This window comes from Amycolatopsis keratiniphila (assembly GCF_000400635.2).
GTDB lineage: Bacteria > Actinomycetota > Actinomycetes > Mycobacteriales > Pseudonocardiaceae > Amycolatopsis > Amycolatopsis keratiniphila.
In genome coordinates, this window is the sequence record NC_021252.1 from 586,368 (window position 1) to 607,032 (window position 20,665).

The 20,665-nt window shown below is 68.4% G+C and carries 18 protein-coding genes; 2 read left to right on the plus strand and 16 right to left on the minus strand.

The window, feature by feature from the left end; genetic code table 11:
- Window positions 1–38: 38 nt before the first annotated feature.
- The 16 genes from AORI_RS43820 to AORI_RS43895 form a co-directional block, all read right to left on the minus strand.
- The gene (locus AORI_RS43820) at window positions 39–1,475 is read right to left on the minus strand and encodes a right-handed parallel beta-helix repeat-containing protein (protein ID WP_016331006.1); all 1,437 of its coding nucleotides are present in this window, start codon (window positions 1,473–1,475) and stop codon (window positions 39–41) included.
- A gap of 55 nt (window positions 1,476–1,530) precedes the next feature.
- A complete protein-coding gene (locus AORI_RS43825; protein ID WP_016331007.1) occupies window positions 1,531–3,030 on the minus strand; it encodes a right-handed parallel beta-helix repeat-containing protein in 1,500 nt (499 codons plus the stop codon).
- Window positions 3,027–4,343 carry a glutamate-1-semialdehyde 2,1-aminomutase gene (locus tag AORI_RS43830; protein WP_016331008.1) on the minus strand — a complete coding sequence of 439 codons (1,317 nt, stop codon included), beginning with the start codon at window positions 4,341–4,343 and terminating at the stop codon, window positions 3,027–3,029. Before AORI_RS43830 ends, AORI_RS43825 begins: the two co-directional genes overlap by 4 nt.
- A 4-nt stretch (window positions 4,344–4,347) precedes the next feature.
- Window positions 4,348–4,896 (minus strand): dTDP-4-dehydrorhamnose 3,5-epimerase family protein, encoded by a 549-nt coding sequence (locus AORI_RS43835; RefSeq protein ID WP_016331009.1) that lies wholly within the window; start codon window positions 4,894–4,896, stop codon window positions 4,348–4,350.
- Entirely contained in the window at window positions 4,893–6,080 is a 1,188-nt protein-coding gene (locus AORI_RS43840) for a polysaccharide pyruvyl transferase family protein (RefSeq protein ID WP_016331010.1), read from the minus strand. Before AORI_RS43840 ends, AORI_RS43835 begins: the two co-directional genes overlap by 4 nt.
- Window positions 6,077–7,027, minus strand: a complete 951-nt coding sequence (locus tag AORI_RS43845; RefSeq protein ID WP_016331011.1) for a glycosyltransferase family 2 protein — start codon at window positions 7,025–7,027, stop codon at window positions 6,077–6,079. Before AORI_RS43845 ends, AORI_RS43840 begins: the two co-directional genes overlap by 4 nt.
- Window positions 7,024–8,298, minus strand: coding sequence for an MATE family efflux transporter (locus tag AORI_RS43850; protein WP_016331012.1), 1,275 nt, complete (start codon window positions 8,296–8,298; stop codon window positions 7,024–7,026). Before AORI_RS43850 ends, AORI_RS43845 begins: the two co-directional genes overlap by 4 nt.
- A gap of 7 nt (window positions 8,299–8,305) precedes the next feature.
- Complete coding sequence (locus tag AORI_RS43855; protein WP_016331013.1) at window positions 8,306–9,580, minus strand: DUF4910 domain-containing protein; 1,275 nt, start codon at window positions 9,578–9,580, stop codon at window positions 8,306–8,308.
- On the minus strand, window positions 9,580–10,602 hold the full coding sequence (locus AORI_RS43860) for an NAD-dependent epimerase/dehydratase family protein (protein WP_016331014.1): 1,023 nt from the start codon (window positions 10,600–10,602) through the stop codon (window positions 9,580–9,582). Before AORI_RS43860 ends, AORI_RS43855 begins: the two co-directional genes overlap by 1 nt.
- Before the next feature lie 5 nt (window positions 10,603–10,607).
- Window positions 10,608–11,261 carry a PIG-L deacetylase family protein gene (locus AORI_RS43865; protein WP_043848538.1) on the minus strand — a complete coding sequence of 218 codons (654 nt, stop codon included), beginning with the start codon at window positions 11,259–11,261 and terminating at the stop codon, window positions 10,608–10,610.
- Complete coding sequence (locus AORI_RS43870; protein WP_016331016.1) at window positions 11,258–12,049, minus strand: sugar phosphate nucleotidyltransferase; 792 nt, start codon at window positions 12,047–12,049, stop codon at window positions 11,258–11,260. The genes AORI_RS43865 and AORI_RS43870 overlap by 4 nt, the downstream gene beginning before the upstream one ends.
- On the minus strand, window positions 12,046–13,281 hold the full coding sequence (locus tag AORI_RS43875) for a class I SAM-dependent methyltransferase (protein ID WP_016331017.1): 1,236 nt from the start codon (window positions 13,279–13,281) through the stop codon (window positions 12,046–12,048). The genes AORI_RS43870 and AORI_RS43875 overlap by 4 nt, the downstream gene beginning before the upstream one ends.
- Before the next feature lie 331 nt (window positions 13,282–13,612).
- Window positions 13,613–15,538, minus strand: coding sequence for a S8 family serine peptidase (locus AORI_RS43880; RefSeq protein ID WP_043847877.1), 1,926 nt, complete (start codon window positions 15,536–15,538; stop codon window positions 13,613–13,615).
- A 135-nt stretch (window positions 15,539–15,673) separates the two neighbouring features.
- The gene (locus AORI_RS43885) at window positions 15,674–16,189 is read right to left on the minus strand and encodes an acyl-CoA thioesterase (RefSeq protein WP_016331019.1); all 516 of its coding nucleotides are present in this window, start codon (window positions 16,187–16,189) and stop codon (window positions 15,674–15,676) included.
- A 9-nt stretch (window positions 16,190–16,198) separates the two neighbouring features.
- Complete coding sequence (locus AORI_RS43890) at window positions 16,199–17,386, minus strand: BtrH N-terminal domain-containing protein (protein WP_016331020.1); 1,188 nt, start codon at window positions 17,384–17,386, stop codon at window positions 16,199–16,201.
- 24 nt (window positions 17,387–17,410) lie between these two features.
- Window positions 17,411–18,379 carry a YncE family protein gene (locus AORI_RS43895; protein WP_016331021.1) on the minus strand — a complete coding sequence of 323 codons (969 nt, stop codon included), beginning with the start codon at window positions 18,377–18,379 and terminating at the stop codon, window positions 17,411–17,413.
- 134 nt (window positions 18,380–18,513) lie between these two features.
- Between AORI_RS43895 and htpX the strand changes: the two genes are divergently transcribed.
- Window positions 18,514–19,380: a zinc metalloprotease HtpX gene (htpX, locus tag AORI_RS43900; protein WP_016331022.1), complete on the plus strand. Its 867-nt coding sequence runs from the start codon at window positions 18,514–18,516 to the stop codon at window positions 19,378–19,380.
- Between the two features lie 211 nt (window positions 19,381–19,591).
- Complete coding sequence (locus tag AORI_RS43905; protein ID WP_016331023.1) at window positions 19,592–20,662, plus strand: LLM class flavin-dependent oxidoreductase; 1,071 nt, start codon at window positions 19,592–19,594, stop codon at window positions 20,660–20,662.
- The last annotated feature ends 3 nt before the right edge of the window (window positions 20,663–20,665 follow it).

Genomic DNA, 20,665 nt, shown 5'->3' on the forward strand with positions numbered 1-20,665 from the left:
ACATCGTCGCGCAAGCCCAGTCGTCGCACCCCGGCGCCTCAGCACCCACCGTCCCCAAAAGAACTACAAGCATCCTGCGAGTAAGGAGCCCCCTGCCACCCCGAAACCCCCACAGTCCGCGAAGTGTCATGAACCACGAACCGCCACTCACCCGAATAAGCGTTGTCATACCATCGGTTCTCCTGCCGGAACGTCACCGCGTCCGAAACGGAAGAACCCCGATAAGGCGACCACTCCGGATAAGTGCCGAAGTTCGCCAAAAGCGCCATCCGCCCGCAATACCCCGAGCAGGAAGATCCGTGGGAGAACTTGTTGCCGTGAATCGAAACCCGCTGTGTCTTCCACCGGCAGTCGTCATACAGCGGACGCGACGAAATGCCCGGCGCGGAACACGAAGAGACCGAGGGGACGAGAAGCGTGCAAGAGCCGGAGGAAGTGTTCGCCGGGCTGTTGCAGAAGCGGTCCGCGTTCTCCCACAGGGTGATTCCGGACCAGTTGTCCTCGAAAACGTTGTCGACGATCTCCACCAGCGAAGTCCGGGCCCGCACCCGCGGCTCACCGCCGGACTCCGAGATGTACACCGTCCCGACCGGGAAATCGTCGCCCCGGGCAGCGAAAGCCCGGCCCTGCACGAGCGTGTTCCGCCGGAAGGTGTTCCCGCGGACCACGACGTTGTAGGAGATCTCGTAGAACAGGCCTTCGGAAGAGTTGTCCTCGATCAGGTTGTCTTCGATGAGGAAGTCGTTGTTGTTCGTGTCGGCCCACAGGCCGGCGCCGTGGTTGTGGTGCACCCAGTTGCCGCGGATGTCGGCGCCGTTCACCGCCCAGAATTTCGCGCCGCCGGTGCAGCCGCAGCCGGGTTCCTTCGTCTCCCAGTCGTCGGTGTTGTTGCCGGTGATCTCGTTGCCCTCGACGAGCAGCCCGGTGATCCCGTCGCCCGCTCGATAAGCGTTGATGCCGTACTGACCGTTGTTCCGAAGGCAGTTCCGGATGACCTGCTGACGCGGTCCCGCCATCATCGCGGCGCCGCGGTTGTCCTCGATCGTGTTGCCCTCGATGGTCCAGTGTTCCCCCGAGTCGTGGTTCACCACGCCCTGATCGCGGGGCGCCGCGAAACCGCGGATCGTGAGGCCGCGGATGACGACGTCGTGAGCCTGCTGGGTGAACGCGTAGCGGTTGACGCCGCCGCCGTCCAGCACGGCACCGGGGGCGCCGAGGTAGGCGTTGCCGTCCTTGGGGATGATCTGCCCGAACTCGTCCGGGCCCAGCGTGTGCTTGCCGTCGGTCAGCCAGAACGTCGTGCCGGCCGGGAGTTCGCGTGTCTTCGCGGAAAGGTCCGTGCCCGGGGAGACGACCACGGCACCGTCCGGTTTCCCCGGGCTGACCGGGCCCGCGGCGCAGGCCGCGACAGGAGCCGCCGAGGCCGGGACGACTCCTGTCGCGAGCAGCAGCAGGACAACGAGGAACGCGGGCATACTGAAACGGTAAGCCAGTATGGACGGTCCCAGATGGACACTTACAGGTGAACCTTCAGCAGGTCACCGTCTCCCCGAAGCCGCTGCAGGTGTCCTGCAGATAGGGCGCCGCCTGCCACTGCGCCGCGGTCAGCCGCCGTGAGGTGTCGTGGGCGACGAACGTCCACGGTCCGTAGTACTGGTTGTCGTACCACCGGTTCTCCTGCCGGAAGGTGATCGCCTCCGAGATCACGGCGCCCCGGTACGGCGACCAGGACGGGAAGGTCCCGTAGTTCGAGAGCACCGCCATCCGCCCGCACAGGCCGAGGCAGCCTTCCATCGCCGAGTCGAACTCGAAGGTGTTCTCGTGCACCGAAACGCGTTGTGTCTTCCAGCGGCAGTCGCCGTACAGCGGCTCGGTCGCGATGCCCGGGGCGGAGCAGGCGGACGTCGGGGAGACCAGTTCCGTGCACGAGAGCGTGGACGTGTTGGCCGGGCTGTTGCAGAACCGGTCGGCGTTCTCCCACAGCGTGATCCCCGACCAGTTGTCGGAGAACATGTTGCCCCGGATGTCGATCCGGCTGGTCCGGGCGGGCAGCCTCGGTTCGCCGCCGGACTCGCTGAGGTACACCGCGGCGACCGGGAAGTTGTCGCCCTTGGCTGCCCGTTTCCGGCCCTGCACCAGCGCGTTCCGGTTGAAGGTGTTCCCGATCAGCTCCAGGTTGTAGGAGATCTCGTAGAACAGGCCTTCGGACGCGTTGTCCTCGATCAGATTGTCCTGGATGAGGAAATCGTTGTTGTTCGTGTCGGCCCAGAGCCCGACACCGTGGTTGTGGTGGACCCAGTTGCCGGTGACGTCGGCGCCGTTCACGGCCCAGAACTTCGCCCCGCCGCTGCAACCGCAGCCCGGGATCTTCGCCTCCCAATCGCCGGTGTTGTTGCCGGTGATCTCGTTGCCTTCGATCACCAGACCGGTCAGCCCGCCGCCGAAGCGGTAGGCGTTGATGCCGTACTGCCCGTTGTTCCGCAGGCAGTTCCCGATCACCCGCTGGCCGGATCCGGTCATCATCCCGGCACCGTCGTTGTCCTCGATGACGTTGCCTTCGATGGTCCAGCGTTCGCCTGAGTCGTGGTTGACCACGCCCTGGTCGCGTTCGGCGACGAAACCGCGGATGGTCAGCCCGCGGATCACCACGTCCTTGGCCTGCGTGGTGAAGGCCGCGCGGTTGATCCCGCGCCCGTTGAGCACGGCGCCGGGCGCGCCGAGGTAGACGTTGCCGTCCTTCGGCATCACCTGGCCGAACTGGTCGGAACTCAGCGTGTGCTCGCCCGGTGACAGCCAGAACGTGGTTCCCGGCGGGCTGAACCGGGTCTTGTCGGTCAGATCGGTGCCTGGATCGACGACCTGGGCGCCTTCCGGGGCGGAAGGGACGCCGACGGTCGTGCCGCACACCCCTCGAGCCGGCTCTTCGGACGCCACCGCTGTGTTCTCAACGGCGACCTGGAGCAGTAGTACGGACAACGCGGTGCAGAACACCCGCGTGCCGGTCGAGCGATATGCGATCCCTGAACTCATACCCTTCTCCGAAATACCGGCTTCACCGGACGGCCACCCAGCCACGGTGCCGGATCATCCGCGTCGAGCGCTTTGCGGTACACGAGGCAGGCCTGCGAGACCACTTCGACCGTCCGGTCGATGTCTTCTTCGGACAACGCGCTGCTGACCACGAACGACGGTCCGAGGACCCCGCCCGTGACCAGTTGCCGCAGGAACAACGTGCGGTACTCCTGCGACGGGTTCTTCTCGGCGTCGAGCGTGGCGAAGACGAGGTTGCTCGCCCGGCCGCGCACGACGACGTGTTCCCCGACCCCGGCCGAGGCCGCGACTTCGCGGACCCCGGCGGCGAGCCGGTCGCCGAGCGCGTGCAGCCGCGCGGCGATGCCTTCTTCGGTGTAGGTCTCCATGACCGCGATCGCGGCGGCCAGCGAATGCGTCTCGGCGCCGTGCGTGGTCGACAGCAGGAAGACGCGGTCCTCGCCGGTGCGCAGCCCGCCGAGTTCCATCAGTTCGCGCTTGCCCGCCAGCGCCGAGACGGCGAACCCGTTGCCGAGCGCTTTCCCGAACGTCGAGAGATCCGGCGTGACCCCGTACAGCCCCTGCGCGCCCGCCTCCGACCAGCGGAAACCGGTGATCATCTCGTCGAAGATCAGCACACAGCCGTACCGGTCGGCGAGTTCCCGCAGGCCGACGAGGTAGCCGGCGGGCGGTTCGAGCTGGGTCGACGCCTCCAGGATCAGGCAGGCGATCCGCCCCGCGTTCTCCCGCAGCAGCCGCTCCGTCGCCGGGAGATCGCCGTAGGGGAACGACACGGTGAGATCGGTGATCCCGTCCGGGATGCCCGCCGACATCGCGGTGGTACCGATGAACCAGTCGTCGATGGAGAAGAACGCGTGGTCGCGGCAGATCGCCACCAGCGGCCTGCCGGTGGCCGCCCTGGCGAGTTTGACCGCGGCCGTGGTGGCGTCCGAGCCGTTCTTGGCGAATTTGACCATCTCGGCGGTCGGCACGGTTTCGAGGAACTTCGCCGCCGCCCGTTCCTCCACAATGGACGGACGGGCGAAGTTGGCGCCCCGGTCGATCTCGCGGTGGGCGGCTTCGCTCACCCTCGGGTGCACGTGCCCGAGGCTGACCGCGCGCAGCCCCGAGCCGTACTCGATGTATTCGTTCCCGTCGACGTCCCAGACATGCGCGCCGAGCCCGTGCGAGATGACCGGTGCCAGGTTCTCCGGATACTGGTCGTCACCCTTGGCGTAGGTGTGCGCCCCGCCGGGGATCATCGCGTGGAGGCGCTCGTTGGCCCGCATGGACTTGGGCAGCTGACGGGTCATGCTCTCACCTCGTGTTCTGTAGTACCGCGGAAAGCGGGAGCGCGGCTCGGTCCCGTTCCGACATGAGCGCCACCGGAAGCGGCCACGGGATCGCCAGTTCGGGGTCGTCGTGGGCGATCGCGACGTCCTCGGCGGGATCGTGCGCGCGGTCGATCCGGTAGGAGACGTCGGCGTACTCGGTGAGCGCCTGGAACCCGTGCGCGCACCCGGCCGGGATGTACAGCGACACCTGCGTCTCCCCGGAGAGTTCGAACGTCTCTTTGCCGAGGAACGTCGGCGAATCCGGCCTCAGGTCGACGACGACGTCGAAGACGGCGCCCCACGAGCACCGGACCAGCTTCGCCTCGCCGAGCCCCGAACGGAGGTGCATCCCGCGCAGCACTCCCTTGCGGGAGCGGGAAACGCTGTCCTGGAGGAAACCGTTCGGGTCGATCCCGGCCGAGCGGACGACGTCGGCGTCGAAGGTGCGGCTGAAGAAGCCGCGTTCGTCGGCGTGCGGCGTCGGCTCGAACAGGTACGCGCCCGCGATGGCGGGCACCGGGATCACCTTCATCGGACTCCCATCGGCAGGAAGGCGGCCGACAGCGCGGCGAACTGCTCGTCCAGCAGTCGCGCCTGCTCCGCGCTTCGTTTCGCGACGATCTCGGTGAGTTCGCCCGCCCTGGACTCGAGTTCGGCGAACTGGCGCACCAGCGCGTCGAAGTCGATCTCCTTGGCGGACTGGCAGAACTCGCCGAGTCCCAGCGTGGTCATCAGGACTTCGTTCTTGCGGGCGTACCCGATGGACAACGTCGGTTTCGCCAGCTTCAGCGCGCACAGGACGTTGTGGTACCGGGTGGCGACGACGGTCTCGACCGCCGACATCGCCCGCATCACCTCGTCCAACGTGGCCGTTTCGGCGGCGGCGAGCAGTGGGGATTCCAGTTCCCGCATGATCTCGTCGACGACCTGCGCGTCGGCCCGGTCGCCGATGAACAGCCGGACCGGGCGGCCGTCGGCGATCAGCCCGGCGACGAACCGGGTCATCTTGTCCACATAGGACTCGTAGATCTCGGCGGCGCGGTGCCGGTCGTCGTTCCCGCCGTGGTACGCCATCACCCCGACCCCGACGGACCGGGGCAGCACCGGCTCGGAAAGCGCGGGCAGGGCGAAGGCGAGGTCGGGGTAGACGCGGTCGTCCGCGACGTCGACGCCCATCGCGCGCATCGCGTCTCGCGACGGCTCGTCCCGATAGGACCGGAACGTCGCGAGCCGCGCGGCCCAGCCGATCACGGACCGGGTGACCCGGTGCGTGCTCACGCTGGCGCCGACGCTCACCAGCGCCACCTTCGTGCCGACCAGGCGGCCGGACATCGAAAGCAGCAGCAGCGCGTACGGGAAACCCCAGGGACGCAAGGGAAGGGTGGATTCGAGGACACCCATCCCCGGCACGATCACCACGTCCTGACGCCGCACCCACGCCACCGTGCGGAAGATGTCGACGAGTTTCCCGAAGCCCTTCGCGGCGATGGACAGCGGTCCCGATGCCGTTCGGTACTCGCCCTCGTACCAGTTCAACGCGGTCGTTTCGAGTCCGTAGCGCGACGCGACGATTTCCGGACCGCCGCACATCACGCTGAGCGCGGCGCCCGGATGTTCCGTGCGCAGATACCCGAGAACCGCCTCGAAGGAACCGTCGTTGCCGAGGTTTCCCGATCCGAGGAGCCCGAACAGCCCGATTCTCACGGGCGAGGTCAAGGGACTCGTCCCTCCTGGCCGGCGACGACCGAGGCCACGGACACTTCACGCGGGCCCAGCTCGGCCTCGGCCTGGACGGGCATTCGCCCCATGGCCGGGTTCCCCGCCCGGTTCAGCATCCATTGGCGCAGGTAGCGGAAGCATTCGCGCTTCTCCGCGCCGGAGATCGGCGCGTTGCGGATCGCCTTGACGTAGCCGAGCACGTATTCGCCGAGCAGCCGCACCATCGGGTGGCGCAGTTTGTCGGCGCGCTTCGGGTCGAGGTTGGTGGCGCGCCTGCGCACGGTCGGGTGCTCGTGTTCGGAGCGGCCGGGGTGGTCGCGCCGGAAGTACAGCCAGTCGGGCACCTGGTGGAACGGGCCGTGCAGGGCCAGTTCCGAGATGATCGTGCGGTCCGCGTGGTGGTAGCTGTCCAGCGGCGCGACCCGGCGCAGCACCTCGGTGCGGATGACCGCGCCGTCGTCGTCCCCGCCGGGCGCGAACAGCGTGCTGCGGAAGCGTTCCGCGGCGTGCGGCGAGACCGTGTTGAGCGGGTACTCCAGTGCCTGCGTGACGACGGCCTTCTCGTCGATCATCGCCGTCCACGAGTGCGAAAGGACGAACTCGGGGTGCTCGTCGAGTGCCTCGATACAGCGTTCCAGCAGGTCACGGGCGTAGAGGTCGTCGTCGGACGCCCATTTGAACAGTTCGCCGCGGGCGACGTCGACACAGTAGTTGTGGTTGGGCGCGCAGCCGATGTTCACCGGCTGGCGCACATAGCGGACACGGGAGTCCAGCTTCGCGTACTCGCGGCTGATCTCTTCGGTGCGGTCCGTGGACGCGTTGTCCGAGATGATCAGCTCGAAGTTCTCGTAGCTTTGGCCGAGGAGTGCGTCCAGCGATTCGGCGAGGTAGTCCTCGCCGTTGTAGACCGGGAGCCCGATGCTCAGCCGAGGAGCGGTGCTCATGACGTCCTCATTTCTTCCTTCTCCGAAGTCAGATGCTCTTTGAGAGCGGAGTGGAGTTGCAGCCACCACACCGCGGATCCGCTGGTGATCGCCAACGCGACCCCCCAGGCGGATCCGGACGCCCCGGCCAAGAAGGCGCCGATGAGCCCGAAGCCGACGTAGCCGGCCGAGTTGATCAGCTGGGCGCGAAGGCTCCTTTTCGCAGCGCCGAGCGCACGCAATCCGGCGGCCGCCCCGGTGTTGAATCCCGCCGCGGCGATACCGATGGTCACCGGGAGGATCAGTTCGGAGGCGGGATCCCACACGTCGCCGAGGACGAACCGGCCGGCGTCGTGGGGTACCAGAAGCAAGGCGAGACCCCAGAGCAGGGCCGCGGCCGCCTGGCCCGCGCCGAGCACGGCGCAGAAGTGGCGGAGGCGATGCGGGGCCCGTTGGAGCACCCGCGCGCCTTCCGCCACGGTGACCAGGGAAAGTCCCATCAGAAGCGCGAAGAACGGTCCGAGCAGCAGTTCGGCGCCGCGGACCGCGCCGACGCTCGTGAGCCCGGCGATCGCGCCGAGCCCGTACATCCGAAGCTGGGTGGAGCCGCTGTTACTGACGTTTTCGATCAGGTAGCGGGTGCCGAGGTCGCGGTGGTGCTTGAGCCAGTCGAGCGTCCCGCGCGGATCCGGGCGGACCCCGGCCTGCAGGCAGCCGTAGCCGGCGGCGACCGCCCCGGACAGGCCCCACGCCAGGATGAACGCGACGACCGTGTCGAACCACTGGTGCGCGATGAACAGCGCCGGGATCAGCGCGACGCCCCAGACGACGTCGTTGACGAACGCCTTCTTCCCGTGCCCCGCGGCGAAGAAGGTGAACCGCCAGGCGTCCTGCAGCAGCAACGTCGGGATGACGAAGGCGAGCGCGACGAACGCGCCGCCGACGGGGCCGCCCACCACGAGACCGGCGACCGCGCTGACGGCACCGGCGACGACACCCGTGGAGAGCGCCGTCCCGGTCGCCTTGGCGGTCGCGGTCCGCCAGGATTCGGTGGACACCCCGGAGAACCGCACCATGAGCGGATCCGTCGTCAGCCCGCGCGAAAGGTTGAGCACCACGCCGTAGCTGACCCAAGCGAGGCTGAACATGCCGAAGGCGAACGTGCCGAGCGAGCGCGCCACGAACAGACCGACCACGAAGTTGGTGATGCTGGAAACGGCCTGGTCGCCGAGGCCCCAGCTGAGCCGTCCGGCCATGGCCCGGACGGCTTGGGAACGCAGAAGTGATCGCATGGGGCCTCTAATCCTTGAGCAATCCGGCGTCGTGCAGCGCCCGAGCGGCGGCGACGACGGAATCGAACGGCAGCCCGGACCGCTCGGCGACGTCGAGCAGGCTGTGCTCGCCGTCCGAGAGGTTGAGCACCCAGAGCATGGCCATCTGGGCTTGTTTCGCGTCGCTTCGCCCGCCGAGCGAGTCGTACAGCCCGCGCTTGCCGAGTTGCGGCTCGCCGTAGGGACTGAGATTGACGTAGCTGCGGTTGCGGTCAAGGACGGCGAAGGTGTCTTTCAGGGTCTGAAGGGTTTCCTCCATGGCCTCCGTGGACACGAAATCGAGGTTGTCGGCCGAGGTGTGGTACTCGGGATAACCCGCGTACGGCGTCCTCGTCAGCGAGCCGACGCCGAGGTTGAAGCCGGGGGAGCAGAACTGGCGCTCGTCGTAGCCGTACGGCGAGAAGTCGACGATCTTGTGCGCGCGGTCGGCCAGGACGTACGCGAGCACGCGGTCGATTTCGGCGTCGCCCCGGCGGCTTCGCTTGTAGGTCAACGATCCCGGGTCGCCGGCACACGCCAGCACGAGCCCCGCCTTGATCCGGCCGACGCGGTCGTTGTTGCGCGCGAGCCAGGTGATGGCGCCGATCGTGCCGGGCATGAACAGGAACCGGTACGTGTAGTGGGGCTTGACCAGCGTCCGCGCGAACGCGGCGGCGATCGCGATCCCGGCGACGTTGTCGTTCGCCAGCGACGGATGGCAGGTGTGACAGGAGATGATCACCTCGTCGGTGACCTCGCCCGGCACGACGTGTTCGGCGTAGGTGAGGCTCCCGTCGGCCAGCGTGGAGTCGATGTGGACCTCGTACTCGCCGTCCGGCATCGCGTCGAGCGTTTCCTGTGCCAGGCAGAAACCCCAGGTCGGCGCGTAGTAGCTGGTCCGGTACGGCACCCAGGACGGCTGGTCCGGCAGGGTGTGCAGGTGTTCGCGCAGCTCGCTGAGCGGCATCTTCCGCGACACCGGGACGCTGTAGCCGACGACGTGCAGGTTCGACTCACCGAAGTCGACCACGCGGCGGCCGGAGGCGTCCTTGATGTACGCGTCGCGGATGTTCCATTCCTGCGGCACCGTCCAGTCCAGTACCCGGGTGCCGGTGGGGACCTCGTGGATCTCCAGCGGGACGTGCTCGCCGACGATCTCCAGCGTGCGGCGGACGCCGTCGCCGGTGATGCTGCGGCACAGCGGATACAGGCGCTCGACCAGCCTTCGCAGGTCGGCGCCCGTCTCCAGATCCCTGTTCGACATCAGCGACGCCGCAGGGTGTCGTCGAGTTCGCCCGCGGCGGTGCGGTCCTGAAGCCGCGCGAGCCGGGTGAACAGGCGCTGGAAGCCGTGTTCGGTGAGGCCGTGGGTCTTGTAGGCCTCGATCAGTTCGAGCGCGCCGTCCTTGACCGACCAGTCGCAGTCGAAGCCGGGGATCGCCGCGCGGAACCGGGAGAAGTCGACCCGGTACGACCGCGGGTCCGCGCCCGCCTCGCCGGTGATCCGCAGCGTCGAGCCGGGAACGGCCTCGACGACCTCTTCGGCGATCTCGGCGACGGTCACGTTGTTGCGTTCGGTGCCGATGTTGAACGCTTTGCCGTGCACGGCTTCCTTCGGTGCCACCAGCGCCGCGGCGAACGCGCGCGCGATGTCCTTGGCGTGCACCAGCGGCCGCCACGGCGTGCCGTCGGAGAGCACCAGCACCTCACCGGAGAGATGCGCGTGCGCGGTCAGGTTGTTGAGCACGATGTCGCCGCGCAGCCGGGGCGAGAACCCGAACGCGGTGGCGTTGCGCATGTACACCGGGCTGAAGTCGTCGTCGGCGAGCTCCTGGACGTCGTCCTCCACCCGCACCTTCGACTCGGCGTACGGCGTCACCGGGCGCAGCGGCGCGTCCTCGTCGACCAGGCCGTCTCCGCCCGAAGCGCCGTACACCGAGCAAGTCGACGCGTACAGGTACCGCTTGACCCCGGCGTCCTTCGCCAGCTTCGCGAGCTTGACCGAAGCGTGGTGGTTGATGTCGTAGGTCAGCTCCGGCGCCAGCGAACCGAGCGGATCGTTGGACAGCGCGCCCAGGTGGATCACCGCGTCCACCCCGGCCACGTGCTCGGCCGTGACGTCACGAAGGTCGACCTCGAAACCTTCGGGATCTTCGGGCTTCGGGCCCAGGACGCAGGTGTCGTAGAGACCGGAGTCGAGGCCGATCACCTCGTGGCCTTCGGCGGCCAGCACCGGGGCCATCACCGTGCCCAGGTAACCCTTGTGCCCGGTCAGCAGCACACGCATGGCTTTCAGCCTTTCGGAGTGAGGTCGAGCGTCAGTTTCTTGAGGTCGAAGGCCTCGGCATAGCGCTGCCCGCATTCGATGCCGCGAATGCGGGCGAGGCCGAGGAAGGCTTCCCGGTCGTACCAAGGCCGGTGCCGCTGGGAGGCGTAATGCTCCTGAAGCAGCCGGACCTTTTCCTCGGCGAGCTCGGCGGGCAGCGGGACGTACGCGGTGGGTTTGCCGAGGTCGCCGTCCCATTTCACGATCTCGTACTCCAGCTGGAGATGGGTGCGGAACACCGTCGGCACCAGCTTCGCCAGGCCGCGGTGGTCCTGATGCGCGTCCGCCGTGCGCGGGGAGAGGACGAGGTCCGGGTCGGTGCGGCGGCGCAGCTCCTCCAGCCCGTTCTTGGCCTCTTCCCAATGCGCGGGGAGCCGGCCGTCGGGCAGCTTGAGCACGGTGACCTCGACGTCGGCGCCCGGGCAGAAGGCCGCGAGCGCGGCGCGCTCCTCGGTCTCCCGTTCGGTGCCGCCGCCGGAAAGGACGAGGGCGTCCACCCGGACGCCCGGGTTGGCGGCGCAGATCGTCAGCAGCGTGCCGCCCGCCCCGATGGCGATGTCGTCACAGTGCGCGCCGAGCGCGACGATCCGCTGGACGCCGCCGGTGCCGAGCTCGATCACGCCGTGCTCGCCGCTTCGCGTTCCCAGCGTGCCCACGGACGGTCTCCGTGCGCGTACGCGTCGTCCAGCTGGACGCGTTCCTTGACGGTGTCGGTCGGCTTCCAGAACCCGCGGTACGGGTACGCGAGCAGCTTGCCCCGTTTGGCGAGCTCGCCGCAGCCGTCGGCCACCAGGTCGCCGCCCTCGGGGATGTGGTCGAAGATCTCCTGGCGCAGCACGAAGTACCCGCCGTTCTCCCACAGCGGCATCTCGCTGACCGGGGTCAGCGCGCCGATGCGGCCGTCCTCGCCCATTTCGACGCAGTGGAACGACGACTGCGGCGGCACGACCATCATCGAGGCGCCGGCGTCGGATTCCGTGAACCGCTCGATCATCTCCGGCAAGGGCGCGTCGGTGAGGACGTCGGCGTAGTTGGCGAGGAACATCTCGTCGCCCTCGAGGTACGGGCGCACCCGGCGCAGCCGTTCGCCGATGGCAGATTCGAGACCGGTCTGCACGAAGGTGATCGACCAGTCCGCGATGTCGGTCGACAGCAGCTCCGCCTTGCCGTTCCGCAGGACGAAATCGTTGGAGGTGGTCTCCTGGTAATTGAGGAAGAACTCCTTGATGTGGTGCGCGCCGTAGCCGAGACAGAGGATGAACTCGGTGTGCCCGAAATGCGCGTAGTACCGCATCACGTGCCAGATCAGGGGTCTGGGGCCGACCATGGCCATCGGCTTGGGCACGTCGGACGCGTCACCGTTGCGCATCCGCATGCCGTAGCCGCCGCAGAAGAGGACTACCTTCACGACTTCACCTCGACGATTTCCAGGTGCGGGATGGGGAAGACCAGTTTCCCGCCCCATTCGTCCACAAAGGACAATTGGGCGGTCAGTTCCTTCCGGAGGTTCCACGGAAGGACGAGCACGTAATCGGGCCGGTCCGCTTCGATGCGCTCCGGCGGCAGGATCGGGATCCGGGTGCCGGGGGTGAACCGGCCGTGCTTGTACGGATTGCGGTCGACGGTGTACCGCAAGACGTCCGGGCGGATGCCGCAGTGGTTCAGCAGCGTGTTGCCCTTGCCCGGGGCGCCGTAACCGACGACGGTCTTGCCTTCGAGCGCGGCGTCGGTGAGGAACTTGTTCAGCTCGAGCCGGACCTTGGTGACCCGCTCGGAGAATTCGGTGTAGCCGGACATTTCGTGCAGTCCGGCCGCCTTTTCGGCGTCGAGGACCTGCGTCATCCGCTCGCTCGGCTCGCCGGCGACGGCGTCCGGGCGCGCCCACAGCCGGATCGACCCGCCGTGGGTGGGCAGGAGCTCGACGTCCACAACGGACAATCCGCCGCGCGCGAGGGCCCGGCGCGCGGATTCCACCGTGTAGTACTGGAAGTGCTCGTGATAGATCGTGTCGTACTGGTTCTCCTGGATCAGCGTCAGCAGGTGCTGGACCTCGATGCTGACCCAGCCGTCGTCGGCGACCAGGGCGCGGAGCCCGTGCGTGAACCCGATGATGTCCGGAATGTGCGCGTAAACGTTGTTCGCCACGACGAGGTCGGCGGGGCCGTGCTCGTCGCGGACCTCGCGTCCGGTTTCGGGGCCGAGGAAGGCGGTCTTCGTCGGCACCCCGGCGTCACGCGCGGCTTGGCCCACGTTCACCGAAGGTTCCACGCCGAGACAACGAATCCGCTGTGCCACAACGTGTTTGAGGAGATAACCGTCGTTGCTGGCGACCTCGACGACGAAGGAGGACTCGTCGAGCCCCAGCCGCTCGACGGCGCCGTCGACGAACGTCTTGGCGTGTTCGACCCAGGAGGCGGAATACGACGAGAAGTACGCGTATTCGGTGAAAGTCTCTTCCGGGGTGATCAGCGGCGGGATCTGGGCGAGCCGGCATTCGGTGCAGACCCGCAGGTGCAGAGGGTACGTCGGCTCCGGTTCCTGCAGCTGTTCCGCGGTCAGGAATCGTTCGCACGGCGGCGTCGCCCCGAGGTCGACGACACTGGCGAGATGGGCCGAGCCGCAGAGTCGGCAGGTGGTCATCGAGAGGCTCCTTGGCTCGCGTCACGTATCCCAGACGTCGGCACCTCGGGTCGCCTCGTTACATGCCTTCCAGGGGTCTCACGCTTCCGTCTCACAACCGAAACCTGGCGTCTCGGCCATCGGCGCAGACGTCTCCGCCATCCGGGCGCGGGCAACCCCGCCCGATCGCGTTCCGCGGGCTAAACGCGACTCGCCCGCCACAGCCCAGACGTGCGTGAAGGCCCCCTTCCCTCGACTCAGCCGAGGGAAGGGGGCCTTCACGCGCTTCACGAACCCACCTCACCGGCCACTTCGCGTTTAGCGGGCTAAACGCGATCCGGCCGTCAAACCGTCAGGAAACCACCAGCGCGTAGTCCGCATCGGTCGCCGACGTCTCCGGGTGACCGTCGGCGTTCACCTGGGTCGCCACGACCTCCACCGTCCACGTACCGGCGGCCGGCTTCTCGAGGATGACGTTCTCCACCGTGTCGACGGTGTTCGGCGACCCGCCCGCGGTCGAGAAGTTGCCCGCCTTCAGCCCGTTGTTGCCGTAGTAGACGGTCCCGTTCGGCGCGGTGACCTTCAGCGTCAGGTCGTTGACCCTGGCGACCGACGCGCTCGGCGAGCCCGCCGGGTCGGTGTAGGCCAGCGTGGCCTTGAACTGCTTGGTCCCGTTCACCGCGACCGTGTACTTCTTCGACTGCCCGGTGCCCAGCAGGTCGGTCTCGTTCACCAGCACCGGCAGCTTCCACCCGTTCGCCTTGGCCTGTTCGTGCAGGTACCGCACGTTCGCGGTACCCCAGCCCTGATGCGTCCGGGTCATGTCGTGCGAGGTGCCGCTGAACGCGAACTGGTCGGCCCCGTTGATCAGCAGCGCCTTCGCGGTCGCGGCGTGCGGGCGGCTCGCGAAGACGTCGCGGCCCTTGCCGGGGCCGCCGTCGAACACGCCGTCGGCCCACATCTGGAACAGCAGCCCGGCGTTTCCGCAGGTGATCGGGGTCGCGCCGCTCGTGCCGCCGAACGACGTCGTGTACGACGTGTCACTGCCGGACGACGTGGTGTCGATCCGGTCGTAGTAGTTCGACAGCTCCGGTTTGATCCGGCCGTCGGCGGCCGGGCCGATGCTGGCGCCGCCGTTCCACTTGTCGTCGGTGCGGCCCAGCGTGTTGTAGTGGTACTGCCCGCCGACCGAGAGCACGTTCTTCGACCAGGCCTGCGGCCGCGACTGCTGGGTGCCCGCGTTGCTCTGCGACTGGCAGATCAGCAGGTCGTGATCGAAGACGATCTTGTCGAGCTCGGCGGAGACCGAGTTGTAGGCCGTGGTCAGCCCGCCACCCCAGCTGTTGCTCTGGAACACCGCGCGGTACTTGCCCGCCGGGTCGACCAATTCCTTGGTGTGGGCGTAGCGGTCCGGCTTGTTGTAGGTGGCGAAGATCCCCTGCGCCTCGGGCAGCAGCCCCCGCTGCGGCGCGCTCACACCCGACGCGAAGATCTGGCCGTACGTGGACGTCCCGTGGCTGGTGCTGGTGGAGTTCGACCCGTGCATCACCGTCGGCCGCGCCTTGAACTCCTGGTGCGTGACGCGCAGTCCGCCGTCCATCACCTCGCCGCGCACGCCTTGGCCGCGGTAGCCGCCGACACTTTCGATGTAGTTCGCGCCGCTGCTTTCCCTGGCGTTGGCCATGTCGGTCTCGGGCGCGGTGATCGCACCGACCGCGAGCACCTCGGCCCCCTGCGCCACGGTGGCGGCCTGGCCGGTGCCGAGCTTCGCCACGATGTGCTGCCCGCTCTGCGAGATCGCCTCGATGTTCCCGCCGAGCCGCAGGATCCGCTCGGCCACCGCGCGCTGGTCCCGCGCGTCCGCTTCGACCAGCGTCACCAGGTAGCCGCTCGTCGCGGCCAGTGAGATCTCCACCTTGTCGTCCGCCCGGTATTCGCCGAGCCAGCGGACGAAATTCAATTTCGCGACCGATTCGCGGTTCTCCGGCTTCAGCCGCACCACATAGGCGAAATCGGGAATGTAGGTCCCGATCCGCACGCCGAGCGACCGCAATCGCCCACGCTGTTCGTCGGTCAGCGCGCCCCGGACCTGGAGGAGGTAGGCACCCTTCCAGTCCTGGCTCGCGGCCGTACGCTGGCTGAGCGGATCGAAGGTCCTGCTGGCCAGGCGGATGAATTGGGGATCTTCGACGGCCGGGGCGGCGACGGCCACCCCGCTCGTCAATAGCATCGCGCCGACCAAGGGCGCGAGAAAGCGGACAGACTTCGACCGTGGCATGAAATACCTCCGGGGAGCTCTGCAGGGGAGAGGTCTTCCGAAGGTACCGGCCGAAAAGTGTGATGATCAGCCGCTGAACGGCCCAGCCGTTTTCCGGCGATGCGGGAAATGGAGCATAAACGGTTAAAAACTGATTCAGGAGCTCTCGTCGATCGTCCCGCTGAACCGCGTCAACCGTTCGCGTTCCTCGTCGCCGAGTCTTCGCGTGCTGCCTTCGGGCAGGACACACGCGACCCAGATGGTGCGACAGCGCGCGTAAACGGCCCGTTCGTCGCGCAGCCTGCTGTTCACCACGACGTCGCAGGTCCCGATCCGGCCGACCACGGTCTCCACCTCGACCGGGCTGTCGCGGAAGGTCAGCCTGCGCAGGTAGCTGACGTTGTGCTTCGCGATGAGATACGCCGGTCCCTTGGCCTGGAAGAGATGCTCACGCCGCGGGTCGAGCATCGCGACCTGGGCTTCCTGGAAGTAGTCGAGCAACCGCACATTCCCGACGTGACCGAGATGGTCCAGGTCGGCGACACGCAGGCGATGGCGGTGAAGGTGGATCTCGGGAGCGGGACGCGCACTGGTCGTCCCCAGCGGATGTGCGTGCACGAAGTGGATCTTGAACGATCGCGTGGTGTTCCGGCCGCGCGGCGCAACGGACACCGGCCCGGTTCACTCCATCAGGGCTTCGGAGAGTTCGCGGATCGCCGCCGTCTCGGCGGCGTGGATGTCCCGGAGCAGGGTGCCCATCGTGCCGAAAAGCTCACGGGCTTCGGCGTCGGTGAACGGCGTTTCGTCGTTGTAATGCGCGCGCAGTTTCCACATCTCGTCACCGGCGGCCGCGGCGGCGTCCTGCCCCGCGTCGCCCTCGCGGACACCCGCGGAAACCGCGCTGATGAGCCCGCGCATCCAGGCGAATTCGGCGTTCGACGCGGGAACGGCCACCTCGGCCAGCTCCGCCCAGCGCTCGGCGATCCCGCGCCAGGTCGACGCCTGTTCGGCCAGTGCCGGGAGTTCGAGCAGGGCGGCCGCCTCGGTGAGCGCGTCGGCGAACAGCCCGCGCAGATGCCCGCCCTCCATCCCTGCCGGAGTGACGCTCTCCCAGACGTTGAACAGCGCGCCGACGAGCCCGCGCCGCTCACCGAACGCGCGAGGCCAGCCCTTGGGGTCACGTTCGTCGGTCATCGCCTTCGCCCATCGCCCCCAGGCGGGCAGCGAGAACGATTTCGACGGTTCCGAAAGGTTCCGCGCGCAGTCCGTCAGCCCGCCGCGCACGGCCGCCCGCCAGTCGGGGACCTCGCCGGGCTCGATCGTCGCGAGCAGGTTCTTGTACGAGCCGACCCGGCCCCGCGCGGCGTCGAAAGTCTTCCGGTCGACCGTCAGCCGGGCGAGGTTCCGGTCGTCGACCAGCACCCGGCCGTCCTCTTCGCCGTACGCGACGACGAAGTGGCCGCCACCGCCGGACAGCTCCGGTGGCAGCCGCCAGTAGCCGAGCGACTCGCGGTCGGGGAGGACGATCGACGGCCGTCCGGCTTCGAGATTCGCGGAGAGCCGTTTCGCGGCGGCGCGCTTGCCGCCGGTGGTGTGGAGGTCGACGGCGAGCCCGAGACGGTCCACTGTGGACTTGAGCCATTCCTGCGGATACTGCCAGCGCGCGCGGAAGCCGAACACGATCGTCGACATCGTCTCGTGGGCGAAGTCCCACAGGATGTAACCCGCCCCGATCCCGCCGGACGCGGCGAAGACCAGTGCCTCGCTGGGCGCCTGACCGTCCGGCCCTTCGACCCCGTGATGGGTCAGTACGGCGGTGACCGCCGAGACGTCGGGTTGCAGCCCGCCACGCAATGCGTACTCGCTCACCCCGCCATCATGCCCGTTTCGGCGTCAGAAGTCCCTGATCAGGGAAACCCTGCCGCGTAAGGGATCCGTCACGTACACCGTCCTGGTGCGCTGATCGATCGCGACCGCGCCGGGGTTCACGCCGAGTGACAGGTCGCCGGTGAGCAGGCTCGTCCTGCCGTCGATCCTGGCGATGCCGTTGGGGCCGCCGTTGGCGTAAACGGTGTTCGATCCCTCATGGACCGCGAGCGCCGAAGACTCCGAACGCAGCAGCACCGTCGCCTTTTCCTTGCGTTCGCCTGTGTCCACGATGGACAGATGGTGGATGGCCGAATTCGCGACGAACACCGTGCCGGACGCGCTGTGCACGGCGACGCCGGTGGGCGACTTGCCGACCGGGATGCCGCCGGTGAACCGGCCGGCGCCGATGTCGAAGATCTCCAGCGAGTCGGTGGCCGTGCTGGTGCAGTACGCGAGCTTGCGTCCACTGTCGATCGCCGTCGACGACAACCCGCGCGTCGGGCCCGGGACCAGGTCCAGCAAGCGGCAGCCCACCCCGTCGATGACCGCGAGTGTCCCGGTGAGGGCGCTGGCCGCGTAGATGCGGTTCGCCTGCTCGTCGACGTCGACACTGGACGCGCCGGGACCGGCGGGCACCACGCTGACGACGTCGTTGGTCCGCCCGTCCAGCACGAGGACGGTCCCGGCGGGCGGATTCGCCACGAGGACCCGGTTGGTCACCGTGTCCACGGCCAGCCCGGCGGGCTCGCCGCCGACCGGGATCACGTCACCGACCGTGCCGGACCGCGAGTCGAGGACGACGATCGTGCCGGTGGACGGGTCCGAGAGGTAGGCGAAGCCGGTGACGGAATTCACCGCGACCGCCTCCGGGGCGCCCCCGACCTCGACGAGAAGGACTTTCTCGGCTCTGGCCGCCGGCGCGAAGGCGACCGCGGAGGCGCCGGCCGCGGCCAGCGTGAGCAGGGCTCGGCGGCTCAGTTCGGGTCCTCGCACAGGCGCCTCCCGATGATCGTCCCGGGCTTCGACGATAACCCGCGATCCGAGCACGCGAAGGAACTTCGCGTCCCCCGATCGCGTTGTTTCCGATGAGTAACCCCCACCCTTGAGAAAGAAAGGAGCAGGACGCCGTGCACAAGCACCAGAACGGGCTGAAGACCGTCGTCCTGCTCGGCCTGCTGTCCGCGCTCATCGTCGGAATCAGCGGTTTCTTCGGGCGGGGCGCACTGGTCATCGGCCTGGTGGTGGCGCTCGGCGTCAACGCGTACGCCTACTTCAACTCCGACAAGCTGGCGCTGCGGGCCATGCGAGCTCGGCCGGTGTCCGAGGCCGAGCAGCCGGCGATGTACCGGATCGTGCGGGAGCTGGCGACGACGGCGCGGCAGCCGATGCCGAGGCTCTACATCAGCCCCACCGTGGCCCCGAACGCCTTCGCCACCGGCCGCAGCCCCCGGCACGCGGCGGTGTGCTGCACCACCGGCATCCTCGACCTGCTCGACGAGCGCGAACTGCGCGCGGTGCTCGGGCACGAACTGTCCCATGTCTACAACCGCGACATCCTGATCTCGTGCGTCGCGGGCGCGCTGGCGAGCGTGATCAGCGTGATCGCCAACATCGCGATGTTCACCAGCCTCTTCGGCGGCAGCAACCGCGAAGACGGCGACAGTCCGCTGGTCGGGCTGCTCCTGGCGCTGATCGGGCCGATCGCGGCCGCCGTCGTGAAGCTCGGGGTGAGCCGCTCGCGGGAGTTCCAGGCCGACGCTTCGGGCGCGGAACTCACCGGCGACCCGCTCGGGCTGGCGTCCGCCCTGCGGAAACTCGACAGCGGGACGCGCGCGGCGCCGCTCGTTCCGGAGCCGAAGCTGGTCTCGCAGTCGCATCTCATGATCGCGAACCCGTTCCGTCCGGGCGAAGGCCTCTCGAAGCTCTTCTCGACGCATCCGCCCATGGCCGAACGCATCCGGCGCCTGGAAGACATGGCGCGCCGCCCCTTCTGACCTCCCGGATCGCGTTTAGCCCGCGAAACGCAGGTGGGCCCCCAGATCGCGTTTCGCGGGCTAAACGCGATCGCTCCCGCCCGGATCGCGATTAGCCCGCGAAACGCAAGTGCCCCCGGGATCGCGATTAGCCCGCTAAACGCAGGTCGGCCCGGGAGTCTCACCTCGTGGGAGCGGGAATCGAGGGGGAGGTGCGCGAGTTCCCCGGGGCATGGGTTCCGCACAGCAGTTGCACCTCGGGGTCGCGCTCGACGGGGCCGGGCAGCATCCGGCCGCCTGGCGGGTCTCCGACGTCCGCCCGTCCGCGTTGTTCACCGCCGCCCACTACCTCGCCCACGCGAAGCTCGCCGAAGCGGCTTCGCTCGACTTCGTCACCCTCGACGACACCCTCGCGCTCCAACCCGGCGGCGAGGAGGTCGTCCGAGGCCGGCTCGACGCGCTCCTCACCTTCGCCGCGATCGCCCCCGTGACCAGCGGAATCGGTCTCGTCCCCACAGTCACCACCACGCACACCGAACCGTTCCACATCTCGACGGCCGTCGCTTCGCTCGACTTCGCGAGCCGCGGCCGCGCAGGCGTCCTCGCGGTCCCTTCGCGCACCGAGGCCGAGGTCGCGCACTTCGGCAGGCGCACCCTCCCGTCCGAGGTGGACGCCGAAGCGGAGAACGCCGAGGTCGTCGACGTCATCGCCCGCCTCTGGGACAGCTGGGAGGACGGCGCGATCATCCGCGACGAGCCGACCGGCCGCTTCATCGACCGCGAGAAGCTGCACTACGTCGACTTCGAAGGCCGCTTCTTCAGCGTCAAGGGACCTTCGATCACGCCGCGCCCACCGCAGGGCCACCCCGTCGTCGCGGTGTACGGCGACTCGCCGTACGCGCACGGCGCCGACGTCGTCCTGGTCGACGAGATCCGCGGCGCCCGCGAGCGCTTCCCGGACGCGAAACTCCTCGCCGGCCTGTCGATCGTGCTCGCCGAGACCGAGCAGGCGGCCATCGACCGCCGCCGGGCGCTGGAGGCCTACGCGCCCTTCCCGCCGGGCCCGAGCTTCACCGGAACTCCCGCCGACCTCGCCACGGAGCTGCTCCGCCTCGCGGCGTCCAACGGCCTCGACGGCTTCCACATCCGGCCCGCGGTCCTGCCCGACGACCTGGCGCTCTTCACCGCCGAGACCGTGCCCGCCCTCCAGGCCGCGGATGTGTTCCGGCAGTCCTACACCGGCGCCACCCTGCGCGACCACCTCGGCCTCGGGGTCGCCGCCAACCAGTACGCGGAGGCGTGACAA